Raw genomic sequence first — 17,591 nt, forward strand, 5'->3', positions numbered from 1 at the left:
CATTATCCCAGTTGTCGTGCGCCTGTCGTATCCAGACGGCAAATATGAACAAAACCTTCATCGTTCTGTAAATAGTTATCCCGTAGCCAGTCGGCCAGGCGCTGTGCGCTGCCCATTTCATTGCATACCGAGAATAACGTCGGACCTGATCCAGAAATACCACAGGCCAGCGCCCCAATATCCTGTGCGGCTTTCCGCGCTTCGGTAAAGCCGGGCAGCAGTTTGGTCCGATAAGGTTCTGCTATGATATCTTTCATCAGTTTAGCCGCCAGCGAGGCTTGCCCGGTATGGCAGGCGTGAATAAAACCCGCCAGGTAACGGCCATGACTGATGCAATCCTGGCGGCGATATTGCGCCGGCAGAATGGCCCGCGCCTCGGCAGTCGACACCTTAATGCCCGGATAGGCCATCACCCACAGCCAGTCTTCAAACGCAGGAACCGGCTGGCTGATAATCCCCTCTTCTTCCAGCATCAGTTGAATGCCACCAAGAAAACAGGGCGCCACATTATCATAATGTACGCTGCCTGAAATACGTCCTTCCAGTTCGCCCATCAGCGTCAGCAGGCGAGTATTATCCAGCGGCTTACCGCTGAACTCATTCATCGCCATCAAGCCCGCCACCACGGAACAGGCACTGGAACCTAAGCCAGAGCCGATCGGCATGTTCTTTTCCAGCGTCATTGCCACCGGAATAGTTTTACCGATTTCCTGACAGAAACGCTCCCAGCATTGATACACAATATTTTGCTTCGGATCGTCCGGCAGCTTACTGACAAATCGGCCTTCGCAGCGCAGGCTGAATTGATCCGCCGCAACAGCACAGACACAGTCGCCCAGTAGTGAGCCGTCTACCGGCGAAACGGCGGCGCCCAATACGTCAAACCCGACGCTGACGTTGCCAATCGACGCAGGTGCATACACCTTAACCATAATTAAGCTCCTAACTTCCATGACAGGGTACGCAGTAAGTCGGCAAATACACCTGCGGCGGTAACATCATTACCCGCGCCATACCCCCGTAATATCAATGGCAATGGTTGATAGTAACGACTGTAGAAAGCCAGCGCATTTTCGCCATCTTTGACTTTAAACAGCGGGTCATTTCCCCCCACGGCGCTGATGTGAACTTTACAGCGCCCGTCTTCGATCATACCGACATAACGCAGCACTTTGCCTTGATTACGCGCCTGCTCGATACGGCTGGCAAACTCATCATCCACTGACGGCAAACGTCTCATGAAACTGGCCACATCGCCTGAGGCATCAAAACCGACCGGCAGTACGGATTCCACGTCAATGTCATCCAGCTCCAGTTGATAACCGGCTTCACGGGCCAGAATCAGCAGTTTGCGCGCCACATCCATACCGGATAGATCATCACGCGGATCAGGCTCGGTATACCCTTTTTCTTTAGCTTGCAGCGTGGCTTCGGACAATGACATACCTTCATCCAGCTTGCCGAAAATAAAGGACAGCGAACCGGACAGAATACCGGTAAAACGGATCAGTTCATCACCGGCGTTCAACAGATTTTGCAGGTTCTCGATAACCGGCAGACCAGCACCTACGTTGGTGTCATACAGGAACCGGCGGCGTGATTTCGCAGCCGCACTACGCAATTGCTGGTAGTAGTTCATCGATCCGGTGTTGGCTTTCTTGTTCGGCGTCACCACGTGAAAACCATCGGCCAGGAAATCTGCATACTGATCGGCAACGGCCTGGCTTGACGTACAGTCCACAATCACCGGATTCAGCAAGTGATATTCTTTTACCAGACGGATCAAACGCCCCAGATTAAAAGGCTCACGGGCTTTCCCCAGCTCATCACGCCAGTTATCCATCGGGATACCGTTTATGTTGGTCAGTAACGCTTTTGAATTGGCGATACCACACACCCGCAGATCGATATGCTTCTGCTTAAGCCACGGTTGCTGACGATGGATCTGCTCCAGCAGTGCGCCGCCCACACCGCCGACACCGATAACGAACACGTCAATAACCTGATCGGTATTAAACAGCATCTGATGCGCCACACGAACGCCGGTCGTCGCCACGTCATTATTGACGACAACGGAAATTGAACGCTCAGAGGAACCCTGAGCAATCGCGACGATATTGATATTGGCACTTGCCAGTGCGGAGAATAGACGGGCAGAAAGACCACGCAGCGTGCGCATACCGTCACCAACCACAGAGATGATGGCCAGGCGCTGCATCACATCCAGCGGATCCAACACGCCTTCTTTTAGTTCCAGATAGAACTCCTCTTCCAGCGTTTTTCTGGCGCGAGCCAGTTCATTTTGCGACACGCAAAAACTGATACTGTATTCAGAAGACGACTGCGTAATCAGAACCACGGAGATACCGGCCCGCGACATGGCGGCAAACACACGGGCCGCCATGCCGACCATGCCTTTCATACCGGGGCCGGAGACGTTAAACATCGCCATGTTATTCAGATTGGTGATGCCCTTGACCGGATATTGCGTATCGGTGCTGTCCATCCCGATAAGCGTGCCGGGAGCCTGAGGGTTTTCGGTGTTTTTGATAAGGCAGGGGATCTGGAACTGGGCGATAGGAGCGATGGTGCGGGGGTGAAGGACTTTGGCACCAAAGTAGGATAGCTCCATCGCCTCCTGATAGGACATCGATTTCAATAGCCTGGCATCCGGCACCTGGCGCGGATCGCAGGTATACACCCCATCGACATCCGTCCAGATTTCACAACAGTCCGCACGCAGGCAGGCTGCCAGCACGGCGGCGGAGTAATCCGAACCATTACGACCCAGTACCACCAGTTCTCCTTTATCATTCCCTGCGGTGAAACCCGCCATCAGGATCATATGTTCGGCGGGAATAGCGCTCTCGGCAATACGGCGGGTAGACTCGGCGATATCTACGGTAGATTCGAGGTAATGACCCTGAGCCAGCAATTTTTCTACCGGATTAATCACGGAGACAGAATAACCTCGCGCCTGAAACACCGCCTCCATAATAGCGATGGACAGTTTTTCACCACGGCAGATGATGGATGCATTCACACTATCAGGGCATTGCCCCAGCAAAGCGATACCATGCAGAACCTGTTTTAATTGCGCAAATTCCTGATCCACCAGCGCTTTCAGCCGGGCAATATCAAATCCTGGCTGAGACTGTACGAGGCCTTGCAGTAAAGAAAAGAAAATAGCTTCAGCATCGTGTAGATGCGGCAGTATATCCTGTCCGGCGACGGTTTTATCAATCATCGCGACCAAATGGTTGGTAATTTTTGCCGGGGCTGACAGTACGGTGGCAACCTGTCCCTGGCGCGCATTGTTTTCAATAATGTCGGCAACGCGCATAAAACGCTCCGCATTTGCCACTGAAGTCCCGCCAAATTTCAACACTCTCATTTTTTTCTTTTCTCCTGAATTTCTGTCATAAAAAAACCCGCACTGTTCGGTGCGGGCTTTTTTTGATTCTTCTGTATGCGTCAGCCCGCACCGTTACTGGTTGTACCGGTGATGGTAATAATCGTGGTGATCAGGCTGACAGTGCGCATTATAAAATATTATCTTATTAAATTGAGATCTGACTGCCCTATTAGTTAGGACAATCGCCCCTTGAAGTCAATGGATTTCTTTTTTTTCATGGCGTCAGATAGAGAGTAAAAAAAGTGGAATAAGCCACAAAAATTTCAATCAATGATATTATTTTTTATCAAAAATAACAAATCAATATATCTAACCAAAAATAAATAACTTATCAATTTTTTATCTTGATATCGCTTTCTCGACATCATGCAGCAACATATGCAACATTGCCGTATCCCTCTGCTCTAATCGACCCAGTCGTTGATGAATCCAGTCGCGTAATTTTTCATCATCATCTACCGCTAAATTGATTAGCAGCCTCTCTAATCGCTGACGTAACGCCGACAACTGCCCGGATTGTGGCGGTATGGCTTCGTCGTGTTTGACCCGCATTAACTCCGCCAGTTGATAGCAATACACCATCACTGCCTGACCAAGATTCAGCGACGGATAGTCAGCTTTCATCGGTACGCCGGTTAAAATATCCGCCAGTTCGAGTTCTTCATTTGTCAGGCCAGCGTCTTCACGCCCGAACACCAGCGCAGCAGATCCTACCCAGTGCTGTTTTTCCTGCACCACCCCTAACAATTCGGCGGGCGTGCAATAATAACGAAATCGGGCACGGCTGCGTGCCGTGGTTGCAATAGTAAAATCAATATCTGCCAACGCATCCGCCAGCGTAGGAAACGTCGTTGCCGCATCCAGAATATCCACTGAACCATGAGCGACCCAACGTGCGGCTTGCTCCTGATGAACGTTGCTGCCGACAATGCGCAACTCATCAAAACCCATCGTTTTCATCGCCCTCGCGGCGGCTCCCACATTCTCGGCTCGTGCGGGTTCAACCAAAATAATATGAAACTGCATCAACACTCCATAAGTAACACTAAAAGAGGAAACGCCAGGCAGATGTTATTTTGTAAATTAACAAGAGAACAACAAAATATCGCGTCGTTAACCATGAGTAAAAAGAGATGCAGCCTAATGGAAAAATCGTCGATCAGCCGGGATTATTTATCATAAAAATAAAAATAATATATTAAATATCAATACATTAAAATAATATTCCGCAACAACTTTTTATATTTCCACCATCAACATTTGTTATGCTGAATCGTTCATAAAAAGTGCTAAATTGTGACTTAACCTGGCAATCTTGTAAGTGTTTTTCACAAAATAGTTACCGTGCTACAATGAAATTTGATATATGTCAACGGAACCGTAGATTTATCAGTAAGCAAAATCCATGCTTACTGTTATGTTGCTGTTAATAAGGTTAAACTATGCGCCACTTTGAGCGCTGTTAAACCAGTGCTGTTATCATTTGCCGTCGTCGTATGCGTGCAGGTGAAATATGCATCAAGAACGCATTTACGTACTTTAGTCCAATGTTGAGTGAGATGGCGCTACTTGCCTATGAAACTCCAATGATAACAGCGACTTATGTACTTCCGATCTCTATTATTTTAGTTGGCAATCTTAGGTAGCAAACATGCAGACGCCGCACATTCTTATTGTTGAAGACGAGTTGGTAACTCGCAATACCCTCAAAAGTATTTTTGAGGCGGAAGGATATCTTGTTCACGAAGCCACAGATGGCGCAGAAATGCATCACATCCTGTCTGAGAACGACATTAATCTGGTGATCATGGATATCAATCTGCCAGGTAAAAATGGTTTACTGTTAGCACGTGAGCTGCGTGAACAAGCCAGCGTCGCTCTGATGTTCCTTACCGGTCGCGACAACGAAGTGGACAAGATCCTTGGTTTGGAAATTGGCGCCGATGACTACATCACTAAACCATTCAATCCGCGTGAATTAACCATCCGGGCCCGAAACCTGCTGTCACGCACCATGAATCTGGGTGGCGGCACAGAAGAACGTCGTTTGGTTGAAAGCTATCGCTTTAATGGCTGGGAACTGGACATTAACAGCCGTTCATTGATCAGCCCCGCTGGTGAGCAATACAAGCTGCCACGCAGTGAATTCCGCGCCATGCTGCATTTCTGTGAAAACCCCGGCAAGATTCAGTCCCGTGCGGAACTGTTGAAGAAAATGACCGGGCGCGAGTTGAAGCCTCATGACCGCACGGTCGACGTTACCATCCGCCGTATCCGTAAACACTTTGAATCTACGGCCGATACCCCTGAAATTATTGCCACCATTCACGGTGAAGGTTACCGCTTCTGTGGCGATCTGGAAGACTGATTCCACTCAGCCGAAGCAGCTCAGTTCCCTGCTTCGGCCACACCTTTCAGCATACTGATGGTTTTCCTTCTACTCTGCGCTACTGCCCTTTACCCATGGCATCACCGGCACAGCACTTAATGCATTTTTTGGCGATCCCTCAACCAGACGATCGGAATAGGTCAGATAGATAAGCGCATTGCGCTTCTGATCGTAGAATCGCACTACCTGTAACTTTTTAAACACCAACGATGTGCGTTTCTGGAATACCACTTCCCCTTTTTTGCCGCCATTTTTAATTTTGTCGTTCAGTACGATTGGCCCAACCTGCTGACAAGAAATCGCGGCATCTGACGTATCTTCTGCCAGCCCTAGCCCACCTTTGATTCCTCCGGTTTTCGCCCGGCTGATGTAACAGGTCACGTTATCCACATCAGGATCGTCAAACGCCTCCACCACAATTTTATGGTCCGGGCCCAATAGCTTAAACGTCGTATCGACGGAACCAATCTCTTCAGCCTGAACGGAACCCACAGACAACACCAGTAAGCCAACACTCATCATGAACTTTTTATTCATATTCCGACTCTCAAATTATTTATCACCAATTATTAACATCTGCGTGAGGGGACAGCGTCATGTCAGATAAATCGCCACAGTGCCCACATTGTATTATCCGAATACCGAACAGAACATCTTTAAAATCTTAAGCAGTACCAATGTAAAAAAATTGCTATGATGCTACCCATCTATGTACTTAGTGCTCAGTGTGTTTTATGAGGAAGATCTATGGATCAAGCCAGTATAATACGTGACCTCCTTGACTGGCTGGAAAGCCATCTCGATCAGCCTTTATCCCTCGATAATGTGTCAGCAAAAGCAGGCTACTCAAAATGGCATTTACAGAGGATGTTCAAGGAGGTGACCGGACATGCGATTGGTTCATACATTCGCGCTCGTCGGCTAACCAAAGCTGCTGTGGCGCTGTGTCTGACCAGCAGACCGATCCTTGATATTGCCCTGCAATATCGCTTCGATTCTCAACAAACTTTCACTCGCGCTTTTAAAAAACAGTTTGCACAAACACCTGCGTCTTATCGGCGTTCGGATAACTGGAATACTTACGGCATCCATCCGCCTATCCGTTTAGGCGAATTCACATTGCCACAACCTCAGTTCGTTACGTTGCCGGAAATGCACTTTATCGGACTGACACAAACCTATAGCTGTCGTCTGGAACAGATTTGTAATTTCAGGACTGAAATCCGTATTCATTACTGGCGCCAGTTCCTGGGCGAAACCAAAACGATCCCGCCAGTGCTGTATGGACTGCATCATTCGCAGCCGAGCAAGGAGAAAGACGACGAGCATGAGGTGCTCTACACCACCGCACTGGAGACACAATACTTGCCGGATGACGTACATACCGGCGAGCCGATCACCTTACCAAGCGGTGATTACGCCATGTTTATCTATGAAGGACCGTCTGATGGACTACAGGATTTCATTATCACGTTATATGACACCAGTATGCCGACATTCCAACTCACCCGCCGGAAAGGGTTTAACGTAGAGCGCTTCCATCCCAACGCTGAATCTGCTAATTCCGACACAATGCCCAAAACCATCCGCTGTGAATTTTTTATTCCCATACTGCTGCATGCTGAACAAGAATCAGCGCTGTAGCTCATCCAATGCCGGGGTATCCAGATGCGATACATCACCGGCTGTTTCAACAACCCATCCGGAAGCCAGCCACGGACTCTGTTGATAATCAATGCGTGACAGGGAACAGTTGCGCAGCCGCAGGCGGCGCTCGGCCCAGGCAGGTAAACCCAGTATCGTACTGAGCAGACATCCCAGCGCCATACCATGACTGACTAACAGGGGGCGGCTTCCTTCAGGCAGCGCCAGGCAACGTTCCAGCACACCGTGCATACGCGCCGCCATTTCCACCATCGATTCACCCTCTGGGATCCTCCCGTCAGGCGTGCCATCCACCAGTTGTTTACGCCACCCTTCTTCTTCTACACTCAGCAAGTCAATATCGCGTTTCTCAAGGATCCCCATATTAAGCTCACGTAAACCTGGCTCAATGATTATCTGACAATCACCGCACGCCTGGGCGATAATTTCCGTAGTGCGGCGTGTTCGCCCTAAGTCACTGGTAAAGATATGTGTAATGCCCAATTTTTTTACGCGCTCCGCAACCTGATGCGCCTGATGTTCACCCCGAGGCGTTAGCGCACTGTCAGAGTGCCCTTGAATACGCCGCGTCATATTCCATTCCGTTTCGCCGTGGCGAACAAGATATACCTGTAACATGGTTATTTTCCGTTATACTGCGTCAAATTAACTAAAGAGTATAAAACCGTTATGTATCACGTTGTAGCAGCAACCACCAACCCGGCAAAAATTGAGGCTATTACTTTAGCATTCACAGATGTCTTTGGTGCAGACAATTGCCGCATAGAGGGTGTTGATGTCGACAGCGGCGTTCCACGCCAACCGCTCGGATCGGTTGAAACCCGCACCGGCGCCAGAAACCGGGTGATGATGGCCCGTCAAGTGCGCCCGGAAGCTGACTTTTGGGTTGGCGTTGAAGCAGGAATAGAAGAGCACATGACATTCGCCTGGATGGTGATTGAAAACACTCACCTGCGCGGTGAATCACGCTCTGCCAGCCTGATTCTACCAGAAAGTATATTACAAGGTATCCGTGAAGGGAGAGAATTAGGCGATGAGATGGCACGACTGACAGGTATACAGGACATTAAGCATCAGGGCGGCGCCATAGGTGTTTTCACTGACGGAAAACTGTCGCGCACCAGCGTCTATCATCAGGCACTGCTGTTGGCGCTCGTGCCTTTTCATAACCCTATCTACCAGACGCCGGTACAGATTGTAAATTAACCCTCATTGCCCCGACCTTTATCTTCGGGCAGTAATTGCGCTTCCAGCCAGCTTTTCAGTGCGGGAGGCGCGGCTTTCAGGCTATTCGAACCACGGGTGATGGTCGCGATCCCTGCGCCCAATTCGTTCTTCAATTCGCGCTGGCTCATTTCACCACGTATCAGTTCCTGAATAATACGTACCCGAGTACCCAGCGCGGTACGTTCATCCGCAGTCAGCAGCAGTTGTAATAACGGCTGATGAAGATCTTCGTTCACTGACTGTTGCAACAGCGCCACAAAGCGTAGCCAGTCTTTATTACCCTGCTCGGAGAGCGCGGGATCGATAAGCGATAACGGGGTCATAGCAGGCTGCCATACTATTTAACTAGTACAGCAGCATAGCACAAGTTGTGAAAAATGATCGCTCGGGCAGCCTCAATAGCGCCGCTGCCATTCTGCATCGGTCAGCACCTTGTCGGGCTGATGCAGGAAGTGACGATAAAAAACGTCATAGGCCAAAACATTTTTCACGTATCCACGCGTTTCAGAGAACGGAATACTCTCAATAAACGCCACCGCGTCAATACGCCCGGCACTGTTTCTCAGCCAGGTATTCACACGGGATGGCCCGGCATTATAGGCGGCTGAGGCCAAAATACGGTTACGGCCAAACGTCTGATAAACATACTCCAGATAATGGGTTCCCAAGAGGATGTTAGTCTGTGGGTCAAACAGTTGGCCGCTATTACTGTATCCAGGGACATTACTCATCTGCGCCGTATGCTGCGCTGTTGCCGGCATCAGTTGCATCAGCCCCGAGGCCCCAACCGGGGAGCGGGCCTGCGGATTCCAGGCGCTCTCCTGCCGCGCTATCGCCATCGCATAACTCTGGCTGATACCTTTATCCTGTGTGGCGCGCAGGAATTCATCATTCCAGGCCAACGGGAAACGTTCTTCCAGATGATCCCACAACTTGGCGACGATCGTGGCCTGAACGCTTAAGTCCGGCCAGCGCTGCTCAAACGCATAGCGGGCGAGTGCTTCCTGCTGTGGCGGACTGCTGTTGGTCACCAGACCGACCCACTCACTGCGCGCCAGATTGTCCATCCGCCAGAACATCAATTCCCGGACGCGGACAACTTCCGGCAGTTGTGATAATAAACGGTCCGGTCTGACGGCGGTTTTTATCGTTATCGGATAGGGTTCATTCAGCTTCTGTGCCGCCGCCATCGGATAAAAACCACGCACTACCATCAGTTCGCGCAACAACGCTTCTCCTTCCTGACGTTTTCCTTGATCCAGCAGCAAAGCAGCCCGCCAATAACGCCACTCATCTTTCTGCCGAACCTCTGCCGGCAATCGCGCCAGCCAGGTCGCCAGCCCTTGACGATCCCCCGTTCCCAGCGCCATACGCACTCTCCGCTCCAGCAATGTTGCGGAAGCGCTGCGCTGCACCACACCGTCACGCCAACTCGCCTGTTCCGGGGTGGCATCATTGCCCATCAGACGCCAGGCTATGATTTCTTCCATCTCCTGGCGTTCTGCCGCGCTCATCTTTTGCAAACGGACAATCACCGGCAGCATTGAACGGGCATTATCAGCGTCCTGGCGGGCCACTCGGCTGAATGCAGACAATGTCACCTTACGGGTAAAGTCGGTCGGGCCCACCGAGCGGGCGAAACTTTCGAGCGTATTCGGCTCGCTGTGTAACCTTACCAGCGCATCACTGATGGTTTTGTAATCATCGGTAAGCTGCCTGGCCAGATACGTCACCAACCCGGTGCTGCCTTCCTTCATTGCCAGCCGGATCCGCTCCAGCGTGGTCAATGGGGTCTGTTCGCCTGCCTGTTGCCAAACGGCAAACAGTTTATCGCAGACTGAAGGCAGTGAACGTCCCGTCAGCCAAATATCGCGGGTGGCATCCCATACGCCCTGACGCTGTCCGGTAGCCCATTGTGCATAATAAAAATTACAACGTGCCGTTACCGGCTTCGGCGGTTGTGGGCTGAAAGCTAATAATCCTTGCCAATCCTGCCGCCGTGCCAACTCATTGACAAAGCTGGTATTCAAATTACGTGCCGGCGGCAACGTGGGATGTGCGGCAATAAATTGTTTAACCTGTGAAGCGCTGACCTGACTCAGATCCTGCGTCAGCGCACGATATTCCAGATAAGGATAAAGCGGATAGTTACGCAACGTCGGCATAATCTGCGCCACGGTGTCCAACTGGTTACTATCCCATGCCTGCTTAACCTGCTGATAGCGCTGACGCTGTTCATCCAGAGAATCCGCCAGCACATGACCCGAAGCCCCCGCCAGGCATACCGCCGCCAGGGCGTACCACCAATGACCCGCTTTAACCATAACCTGCGTTAACCTCATCCGTTTTTAATTTTTTTATCAATACGACTCAAAATACCGACACCATCAGACCACTCGCGCCGAACATCATGTACGTCATTATGATCCTGTATGCATCGATTAAGTGTGGCACATGATACAAGACAGCGACATGCCAATCGGGACGAATGCCGAATCAAGCGCATCTTTTCCTCAACAACGGTATCTGCCCACATGCTGGTAACGGCAAATAGCCGGATAGCTGGGATCGGGCAAGGAAACCAGCTACACTCCAGAATCAGAATGATCGATCTGCCGCAGGTGGTTTATCCTCTGCGGCAATCAGTTCCCAACGTGCCCGCCACGCGTGTGGCGCATAAACAATCATATCAATAACAACACAGACAGAGAGAGGCGAAGTCGCAACGTGGCTCAATATGTTTACACCATGCATCGCGTCGGCAAAGTCGTTCCGCCGAAACGTCATATTCTGAAAAACATCTCCCTCAGCTTTTTCCCCGGCGCCAAGATTGGCGTACTGGGCCTGAACGGAGCCGGTAAATCTACCCTGCTGCGCATTATGGCCGGCATTGATAAGGACATTGAAGGGGAAGCGCGCCCGCAACCCGGTATTAAAATCGGCTATCTGCCGCAAGAGCCAAAGCTCAACCCGGAGCACAGCGTGCGCGAATCGGTCGAAGAAGCCGTAGCCGAAGTGGTCACGGCGCTGAAACGTCTTGATGAAGTGTATGCGCTGTATGCTGACCCGGATGCCGATTTCGACAAGCTGGCCGCCGAGCAGGGTAAACTGGAAGAGATCATCCAGGCCCACGACGGCCATAATCTGAACAACCAGTTGGAGCGTGCGGCGGATGCCCTGCGTTTGCCGGAGTGGGGCGCCAAAATCGCCAACCTGTCCGGTGGTGAGCGTCGCCGCGTCGCGTTGTGCCGTCTGCTGCTGGAAAAACCGGACATGCTGTTGCTCGACGAACCAACCAACCACCTGGATGCCGAATCCGTCGCCTGGCTGGAACGTTTCCTGCACGACTTTGAGGGCACCGTGGTTGCCATCACCCACGACCGTTACTTCCTCGATAATGTTGCAGGTTGGATCCTGGAGCTGGACCGTGGCGAGGGAATACCGTGGGAAGGTAACTACTCGTCCTGGCTGGAGCAGAAAGATCAGCGCCTGGCACAAGAAGCGTCTTCCGAAGCGGCTCGCCGTAAATCCATCGAGAAAGAGCTGGAGTGGGTTCGTCAGGGAGCCAAAGGCCGCCAGTCTAAAGGCAAGGCGCGTCTGGCTCGTTTTGAAGAACTTAATAGCACGGAATACCAGAAACGTAACGAAACCAACGAACTGTTCATTCCACCAGGCCCACGTCTTGGCGATAAGGTGGTTGAAGTCACCAACCTGAGCAAATCCTACGGCGATCGTCAGTTAATCGACGGATTGTCCTTCGCCGTACCAAAAGGGGCGATTGTCGGGATCATCGGCCCGAATGGCGCGGGTAAATCGACGCTGTTCCGTATGATGTCAGGTCAGGAACAGCCGGATAGCGGCAGCATTGAGTTGGGTGAAACGGTGAAGCTGGCGTCGGTCGATCAGTTCCGCGACGCGATGGACAACAGTAAAACCGTGTGGGAAGAAGTTTCCGGCGGGCAGGATATCATGCGTGTCGGCAACACCGAGATGCCAAGCCGCGCCTATGTGGGCCGTTTCAACTTCAAAGGCGTCGATCAGGGCAAACGCGTGGGCGAGTTGTCCGGCGGGGAGCGCGGTCGTCTGCATCTGGCTAAACTGTTACAGGTTGGCGGCAACGTTCTGCTGCTTGACGAACCAACCAACGACCTGGATATCGAAACCCTGCGCGCACTGGAAAACGCCCTGTTGGAGTTCCCCGGCTGCGCCATGGTTATCTCGCACGACCGCTGGTTCCTGGATCGTATCGCCACCCACATTCTGGATTATCAGGATGAAGGTAAAGTGGCGTTCTTTGAAGGTAACTTCACCGAGTATGAAGAGTACAAAAAACGCACTCTCGGTGCTGAAGCCCTCGAACCACACCGTATCAAATACAAAAAGATGTCCAAGTAATGCCATATGGCCCGCGCTTGCGGGCCGTTTCCGCGCCCTCTTCCCCGGCAGACACTAAATCCGGCAATCTTATTCCCTCAATATAACGCCGTTCTACACTGTAGTAGGAGAAAGGCACATAGCACTAAACAAACAGAGGAACACACCATGAGCGTTCATGCGATAGCTGTTGACCCCCAACACCCTGCGAACTTTATTGCCATCACCCCAGATATACCTGAGCCGGGCGCATACGATCTTCTTGTCGGGGTGAAAGCCGTATCGGTTAATCCGGTGGATACCAAGGTACATGCCGGCCTGCTAAAAAATGGTTTACATCAGCCCCGCATCCTCGGCTGGGACGCCAGCGGCGTAGTACTGAAAGCAGGCAGCTCCGTCAACAATTTCAGAGTGGGTGATGAAGTATGGTATGCCGGTGATATTACCCGCCCCGGCAGCAACAGTACGCATCAGTTGATCGATGCACGTATCGTGGCACATAAACCAACATCATTAGACTGGCCCGCGGCAGCAGCGTTACCACTCACTGCCCTTACCGCCTGGGAAGGTTTATTTGAACATCTGAAAATACAGCAAGCGGATGACGATAAAACACTGCTGATCATCGGTGGAGCCGGTGGTGTAGGTTCGCTGGCAATTTCACTTGCCGCCTTGCGCAGTCAGGTAAAAATCATTGCCACGGCATCACGGCCTGATTCTGCGGAATGGTGCCGCCAGCGCGGGGCGCATCTGGTGGTCGATTATCGTAATCTGGTCGACGCGCTGGAAAAAGAAGACATCAAACAGGTGGATTACATTTTCTGCCTGAATGATACCGATGGTCATTGGGCGGCCATCAGTGAACTGATTGCCCCTCTGGGACACATTTGTACTATTGTGGAAAACCAGCACCCGCTCGATCAAAATGCCCTGAAACTCAAAAGCGCAGCTCTGCATTGGGAGTTTATGTTTACCCGCAGCATGTTCACCACCTCCGATATCAGTCAGCAGGGAGACATTCTGCATGAAGTCGCCCAGTTGGTCGATGCAGGGAAATTACAGGGAACGGCAAGTGAAACCTTACAAGGATTGAGTGTCGAGACGCTACAGCAAGCTCATCATCAAGTGCTGGAAGGACACATGCGCGGCAAGGTGGTCATCGCTTTTTGACAAGACGATACCAGCCCCTGAGCAGGGCTGGTTAACCGTAGATCAGTACAACAGGCGGGCACGGATAGTGCCGGGAATGGATTTCATCAGTTGTAGCGCGGTGTGTGCGCCGTCGGTTTCAACATCAATAACCACGTAGCCAATCTCAGCGGTGGTTTGCAAATACTGCGCCGCGATATTGATGCCTTGTTCAGCAAAAATGTGGTTAATCTGCGTCAACACGCCAGGGCGATTTTCATGAATATGCAACAGACGGCTGGCGCGTTCACCATGAACGGGCAGTGAAACTTCCGGGAAGTTAACCGCAGACAGCGTAGAACCATTGTCTGAGTATTTAGCCAGTTTCCCAGCAACTTCATCACCGATGTTTTCCTGAGCTTCCTGTGTTGAACCACCGATATGCGGCGTCAGCAGAACGTTATCAAACTCACATAACGGCGACAGAAATGGATCGCTGTTGGATGCCGGTTCCTGTGGAAAAACGTCAATCGCGGCGCCCACAATATGTTTGCTGGCCAACGCATCAGACAGCGCAGGAATATCCACCACCGTTCCGCGTGAAGCGTTGATCAGAATAGAACCCGGCTTCATCAGCGCCAGTTCTTCAACCCCCATCATATTCTGGGTGCTTTCTGTCTCAGGCACATGCAGGCTGACCACATCGCTCATGTTCAACAGATCGGAAAGATGGCGAACCTGTTGGGCATTCCCCAATGGCAGCTTACTTTCGATATCATAGAAGTAAACGTGCATACCCAGACCTTCCGCCAGAATGCCCAGTTGTATACCAATATGACCATAACCAATAATACCCAGCTTCTTACCGCGCGCCTCAAAAGAACCGACAGCCAGTTTGTGCCAGATACCACGGTGTGCTTTCGCATTCGCAGCAGGAATACCGCGCAGCAGTAACAACATTTCACCAAGCACCATTTCTGCTACGGAACGAGTATTGGAAAAAGGTGCGTTGAATACCGGAATACCGCGTTTAGTCGCCGACGGCAACTCAACCTGATTCGTACCGATACAAAAACAGCCGACCGCAATCAGTTTTTCCGCGGCGGCAAAAACGTCTTCTGTCAGATGTGTACGCGAACGAATACCAACGAAATGCGCATCCCTGATGGATGCTTTCAGCGCTTCCGGGTCCAGTGCGCCTTTGTGATATTCAATATTGGTGTAACCGGCGGCACGCAGATTTTCCAATGCGCTCTGATGCACCCCTTCAACCAACAGAAATTTAATCTTATCTTTTTCTAATGATACCTTTGCCATTTCCCGACCTTATTTTCAGACTTCAGATGCGACAGTTTGCTAAACCGCCTCTGCCAACATAACAAAAATTACGCCGTCGGCAATACAAACGATTGCCTGGCTTGAATGACACGTTAGAGGTGCTCTCAAAATTTTTGGCGAAAAATATTGCTAAACAGATGCATCGCCATATCGGCGATAAATAAAATAAGAAAAAGTGATATTAAGTACCAAAAATGCGCCGTTAACAGCCAACACTTTTTTATACAAAAAATTCCCAGGCGCGGCAACCAAGCCGCGCTCAGAGCAACGGTGAGTCTACTTAACCGTTTTCACTCCTTCGGACGTACCGATCAGCGCCACATCAGCACCACGGTTGGCAAACAACCCGACGGTCACCACACCAGCGATACTGTTAATATGATTTTCAACGGCTATCGCATCCATAATATTCAGATTGTGGACATCCAGAATAACATTCCCGTTATCTGTTATCACACCCTGACGATATTCCGGTTGTCCTCCCATTTTTGCCAGCTCACGGGCAACATAAGCTCTGGCCATGGGGATCACCTCTACCGGCAGAGGAAATTTACCCAACACATCAACCTGTTTTGACGCATCAACAATACAGATAAACTGACGGGCAATGGCGGCAATGATTTTCTCACGCGTCAGCGCCGCGCCGCCGCCTTTTATCATTTGCATGTGTCCGTTTATCTCATCCGCGCCGTCGACATACACATCCAGGGAATCCACCTCATTACAGTCAAAAACCGCAATCCCCAGACTTTTGAGTTTTGCCGTTGAGGCATCGGAACTGGATACCGCACCTTTAATCTGATGTTTGATCGAACCCAGCGCATCAATAAAATGTGCGGCTGTCGAACCTGTCCCTACCCCAACAATGGTATCAGGGCGAACATAATCAAGTGCCGCCCAGCCAACTGCTTTTTTCAGTTCATCTTGTGTCATAGTCTGTCAGGCCTGTAGATACGAAAGTACGAAAACGTGCGCGTATTATAGAATATACCTGCCGGAAAATGGCGTGAATTCCCCCGTAAGCCACGCATTATTTCATAGGCAGCAAACTAATTTCATAAACAATAAATCAGGAAATAAGATTTCTGCATGGTAAAACAGCAAAATGTGGCATAGTGAAAAAATAGACTTCGTTCAGAGGAATTTTTACTTTCATGAAACGCCCGGACTATCGAACGCTTCAGGCTCTGGATGCCGTCATCCGTGAGCGGGGTTTTGAGCGCGCCGCCCAGAAATTATGTATTACTCAATCAGCCGTCTCTCAACGTATTAAGCAACTCGAAAACCTGTTCGGTCAGCCGTTATTAGTCAGGACGATCCCTCCCCGCCCCACAGAACAAGGGCAGAAATTACTGGCGCTGCTGCATCAGGTTGAACTGCTGGAAGAAGAGTGGCTGGGTGATGAAACCAGCAGCGACATCCCACTGCTGCTGTCGCTGGCAGTCAACGCCGACAGTCTGGCGACCTGGCTGCTGCCCGCCTTGCAACCGGTGCTGGCGGATTCGCCTATTCGTCTGAATTTACAGGTGGAAGACGAAACACGCACACAAGAAAGATTACGCCGCGGTGAAGTGGTGGGTGCGGTGAGTATTCAACCCCAGCCGTTGCCAAGCTGTCTGGTGGATAAACTGGGCGCGCTGGACTATCTGTTTGTTGCCTCTCCCGCCTTCGCTGCCCGCTATTTTCCCAACGGCGTGACGCGGTCTGCGCTGTTACGTGCACCTGCGGTTGCTTTCGATCATCTCGATGATATGCATCAGGCATTTTTACAGCAAAACTTCGATTTATCCCCCGGCAGCGTGCCGTGCCATATTGTGAACTCTTCAGAAGCATTCGTGCAGTTAGCCCGACAAGGCACGACCTGTTGCATGATCCCACATCTGCAAATCGAAAAAGAGTTGGCCGATAACGAGCTGATTGATCTGACGCCAGGGCTGTTGCAGCGCCGGATGCTCTACTGGCATCGCTTCGCCCCGGAAAGCAGGATGATGAGGAAAGTCACTGATGCCCTGCTGACGCACGGACATCAGGTACTGCGGCAATCTTAAACGCCGC

At 51.0% G+C, this 17,591-nt stretch carries 15 protein-coding genes and 1 other annotated feature; of the genes, 6 read left to right on the forward strand and 9 right to left on the reverse strand.

Features of this window, described 5'->3' with window-relative positions; translation table 11 throughout:
* Positions 1 to 2: 2 nt before the first annotated feature.
* The 3 genes from thrB to BIY29_RS00690 all read right to left on the reverse strand — a co-directional run bounded on the left by thrB (position 3) and on the right by BIY29_RS00690 (position 4,441).
* Positions 3 to 932 carry a homoserine kinase gene (gene thrB / locus BIY29_RS00675; RefSeq protein WP_121572808.1) on the reverse strand — a complete coding sequence of 310 codons (930 nt, stop codon included), beginning with the start codon at positions 930 to 932 and terminating at the stop codon, positions 3 to 5.
* A 2-nt stretch (positions 933 to 934) separates the two neighbouring features.
* Positions 935 to 3,394: a bifunctional aspartate kinase/homoserine dehydrogenase I gene (thrA, locus tag BIY29_RS00680; protein ID WP_121572810.1), complete on the reverse strand. Its 2,460-nt coding sequence runs from the start codon at positions 3,392 to 3,394 to the stop codon at positions 935 to 937.
* A 26-nt stretch (positions 3,395 to 3,420) separates the two neighbouring features.
* Positions 3,421 to 3,536 (reverse strand) — a sequence feature (Thr leader region).
* A 218-nt stretch (positions 3,537 to 3,754) separates the two neighbouring features.
* Positions 3,755 to 4,441, reverse strand: a complete 687-nt coding sequence (locus BIY29_RS00690) for a tRNA/rRNA methyltransferase (RefSeq protein WP_121572812.1) — start codon at positions 4,439 to 4,441, stop codon at positions 3,755 to 3,757.
* A 625-nt stretch (positions 4,442 to 5,066) separates the two neighbouring features.
* On the opposite strand from BIY29_RS00690, the gene arcA reads away from it, so the two are divergent.
* A complete protein-coding gene (arcA, locus tag BIY29_RS00695) occupies positions 5,067 to 5,783 on the forward strand; it encodes a two-component system response regulator ArcA (protein ID WP_121572814.1) in 717 nt (238 codons plus the stop codon).
* A 69-nt stretch (positions 5,784 to 5,852) separates the two neighbouring features.
* On the opposite strand, the gene creA is transcribed toward arcA, so the two are convergent.
* Positions 5,853 to 6,341 carry a protein CreA gene (gene creA, locus BIY29_RS00700; protein ID WP_121572816.1) on the reverse strand — a complete coding sequence of 163 codons (489 nt, stop codon included), beginning with the start codon at positions 6,339 to 6,341 and terminating at the stop codon, positions 5,853 to 5,855.
* Between the two features lie 210 nt (positions 6,342 to 6,551).
* Between creA and robA the strand changes: the two genes are divergently transcribed.
* A complete protein-coding gene (gene robA, locus BIY29_RS00705) occupies positions 6,552 to 7,448 on the forward strand; it encodes an MDR efflux pump AcrAB transcriptional activator RobA (protein ID WP_121572818.1) in 897 nt (298 codons plus the stop codon).
* Here robA and gpmB read toward each other — a convergent pair.
* Positions 7,437 to 8,087 carry a 2,3-diphosphoglycerate-dependent phosphoglycerate mutase GpmB gene (gene gpmB, locus BIY29_RS00710; protein WP_121572819.1) on the reverse strand — a complete coding sequence of 217 codons (651 nt, stop codon included), beginning with the start codon at positions 8,085 to 8,087 and terminating at the stop codon, positions 7,437 to 7,439. The two genes, robA and gpmB, sit on opposite strands and share 12 nt — an antisense overlap.
* 51 nt (positions 8,088 to 8,138) lie before the next feature.
* Between gpmB and yjjX the strand changes: the two genes are divergently transcribed.
* On the forward strand, positions 8,139 to 8,675 hold the full coding sequence (gene yjjX, locus BIY29_RS00715) for an inosine/xanthosine triphosphatase (RefSeq protein WP_121572821.1): 537 nt from the start codon (positions 8,139 to 8,141) through the stop codon (positions 8,673 to 8,675).
* Here yjjX and trpR read toward each other — a convergent pair.
* Positions 8,672 to 9,019 (reverse strand): trp operon repressor, encoded by a 348-nt coding sequence (gene trpR, locus BIY29_RS00720; RefSeq protein WP_121572823.1) that lies wholly within the window; start codon positions 9,017 to 9,019, stop codon positions 8,672 to 8,674. The two genes, yjjX and trpR, sit on opposite strands and share 4 nt — an antisense overlap.
* Before the next feature lie 72 nt (positions 9,020 to 9,091).
* The gene (gene sltY / locus BIY29_RS00725; protein ID WP_121572825.1) at positions 9,092 to 11,020 is read right to left on the reverse strand and encodes a murein transglycosylase; all 1,929 of its coding nucleotides are present in this window, start codon (positions 11,018 to 11,020) and stop codon (positions 9,092 to 9,094) included.
* Between the two features lie 403 nt (positions 11,021 to 11,423).
* Here sltY and ettA point away from each other — a divergent pair, with 403 nt between their 5' ends.
* Positions 11,424 to 13,091, forward strand: a complete 1,668-nt coding sequence (gene ettA / locus BIY29_RS00730) for an energy-dependent translational throttle protein EttA (protein WP_121572826.1) — start codon at positions 11,424 to 11,426, stop codon at positions 13,089 to 13,091.
* 147 nt (positions 13,092 to 13,238) lie between these two features.
* Positions 13,239 to 14,240, forward strand: coding sequence for a zinc-binding alcohol dehydrogenase family protein (locus tag BIY29_RS00735; protein WP_121572828.1), 1,002 nt, complete (start codon positions 13,239 to 13,241; stop codon positions 14,238 to 14,240).
* A gap of 42 nt (positions 14,241 to 14,282) precedes the next feature.
* On the opposite strand, the gene serA is transcribed toward BIY29_RS00735, so the two are convergent.
* Both serA and rpiA read right to left on the reverse strand, forming a co-directional pair.
* Entirely contained in the window at positions 14,283 to 15,515 is a 1,233-nt protein-coding gene (gene serA / locus BIY29_RS00740; RefSeq protein ID WP_121572830.1) for a phosphoglycerate dehydrogenase, read from the reverse strand.
* Positions 15,516 to 15,812: 297 nt separating this feature from the next.
* On the reverse strand, positions 15,813 to 16,469 hold the full coding sequence (rpiA, locus tag BIY29_RS00745) for a ribose-5-phosphate isomerase RpiA (protein WP_121572831.1): 657 nt from the start codon (positions 16,467 to 16,469) through the stop codon (positions 15,813 to 15,815).
* 221 nt (positions 16,470 to 16,690) lie between these two features.
* On the opposite strand from rpiA, the gene BIY29_RS00750 reads away from it, so the two are divergent.
* A complete protein-coding gene (locus BIY29_RS00750; RefSeq protein WP_121572833.1) occupies positions 16,691 to 17,584 on the forward strand; it encodes a LysR family transcriptional regulator ArgP in 894 nt (297 codons plus the stop codon).
* The last annotated feature ends 7 nt before the right edge of the window (positions 17,585 to 17,591 follow it).

It is taken from the genome of Brenneria alni (genome assembly GCF_003666245.1).
GTDB lineage: Bacteria > Pseudomonadota > Gammaproteobacteria > Enterobacterales > Enterobacteriaceae > Brenneria > Brenneria alni.

Coding starts and splice junctions, on each gene's coding strand:
- thrB (WP_121572808.1), bottom strand. CDS start 932: ATGGTTAAGGTGTATGCACCTGCGTCGATTGGCAACGTCAGCGTCGGG.
- thrA (WP_121572810.1), bottom strand. CDS start 3,394: ATGAGAGTGTTGAAATTTGGCGGGACTTCAGTGGCAAATGCGGAGCGT.
- BIY29_RS00690 (WP_121572812.1), bottom strand. CDS start 4,441: ATGCAGTTTCATATTATTTTGGTTGAACCCGCACGAGCCGAGAATGTG.
- arcA (WP_121572814.1), top strand. CDS start 5,067: ATGCAGACGCCGCACATTCTTATTGTTGAAGACGAGTTGGTAACTCGC.
- creA (WP_121572816.1), bottom strand. CDS start 6,341: ATGAATAAAAAGTTCATGATGAGTGTTGGCTTACTGGTGTTGTCTGTG.
- robA (WP_121572818.1), top strand. CDS start 6,552: ATGGATCAAGCCAGTATAATACGTGACCTCCTTGACTGGCTGGAAAGC.
- gpmB (WP_121572819.1), bottom strand. CDS start 8,087: ATGTTACAGGTATATCTTGTTCGCCACGGCGAAACGGAATGGAATATG.
- yjjX (WP_121572821.1), top strand. CDS start 8,139: ATGTATCACGTTGTAGCAGCAACCACCAACCCGGCAAAAATTGAGGCT.
- trpR (WP_121572823.1), bottom strand. CDS start 9,019: ATGACCCCGTTATCGCTTATCGATCCCGCGCTCTCCGAGCAGGGTAAT.
- sltY (WP_121572825.1), bottom strand. CDS start 11,020: ATGGTTAAAGCGGGTCATTGGTGGTACGCCCTGGCGGCGGTATGCCTG.
- BIY29_RS00735 (WP_121572828.1), top strand. CDS start 13,239: ATGAGCGTTCATGCGATAGCTGTTGACCCCCAACACCCTGCGAACTTT.
- serA (WP_121572830.1), bottom strand. CDS start 15,515: ATGGCAAAGGTATCATTAGAAAAAGATAAGATTAAATTTCTGTTGGTT.
- rpiA (WP_121572831.1), bottom strand. CDS start 16,469: ATGACACAAGATGAACTGAAAAAAGCAGTTGGCTGGGCGGCACTTGAT.
- BIY29_RS00750 (WP_121572833.1), top strand. CDS start 16,691: ATGAAACGCCCGGACTATCGAACGCTTCAGGCTCTGGATGCCGTCATC.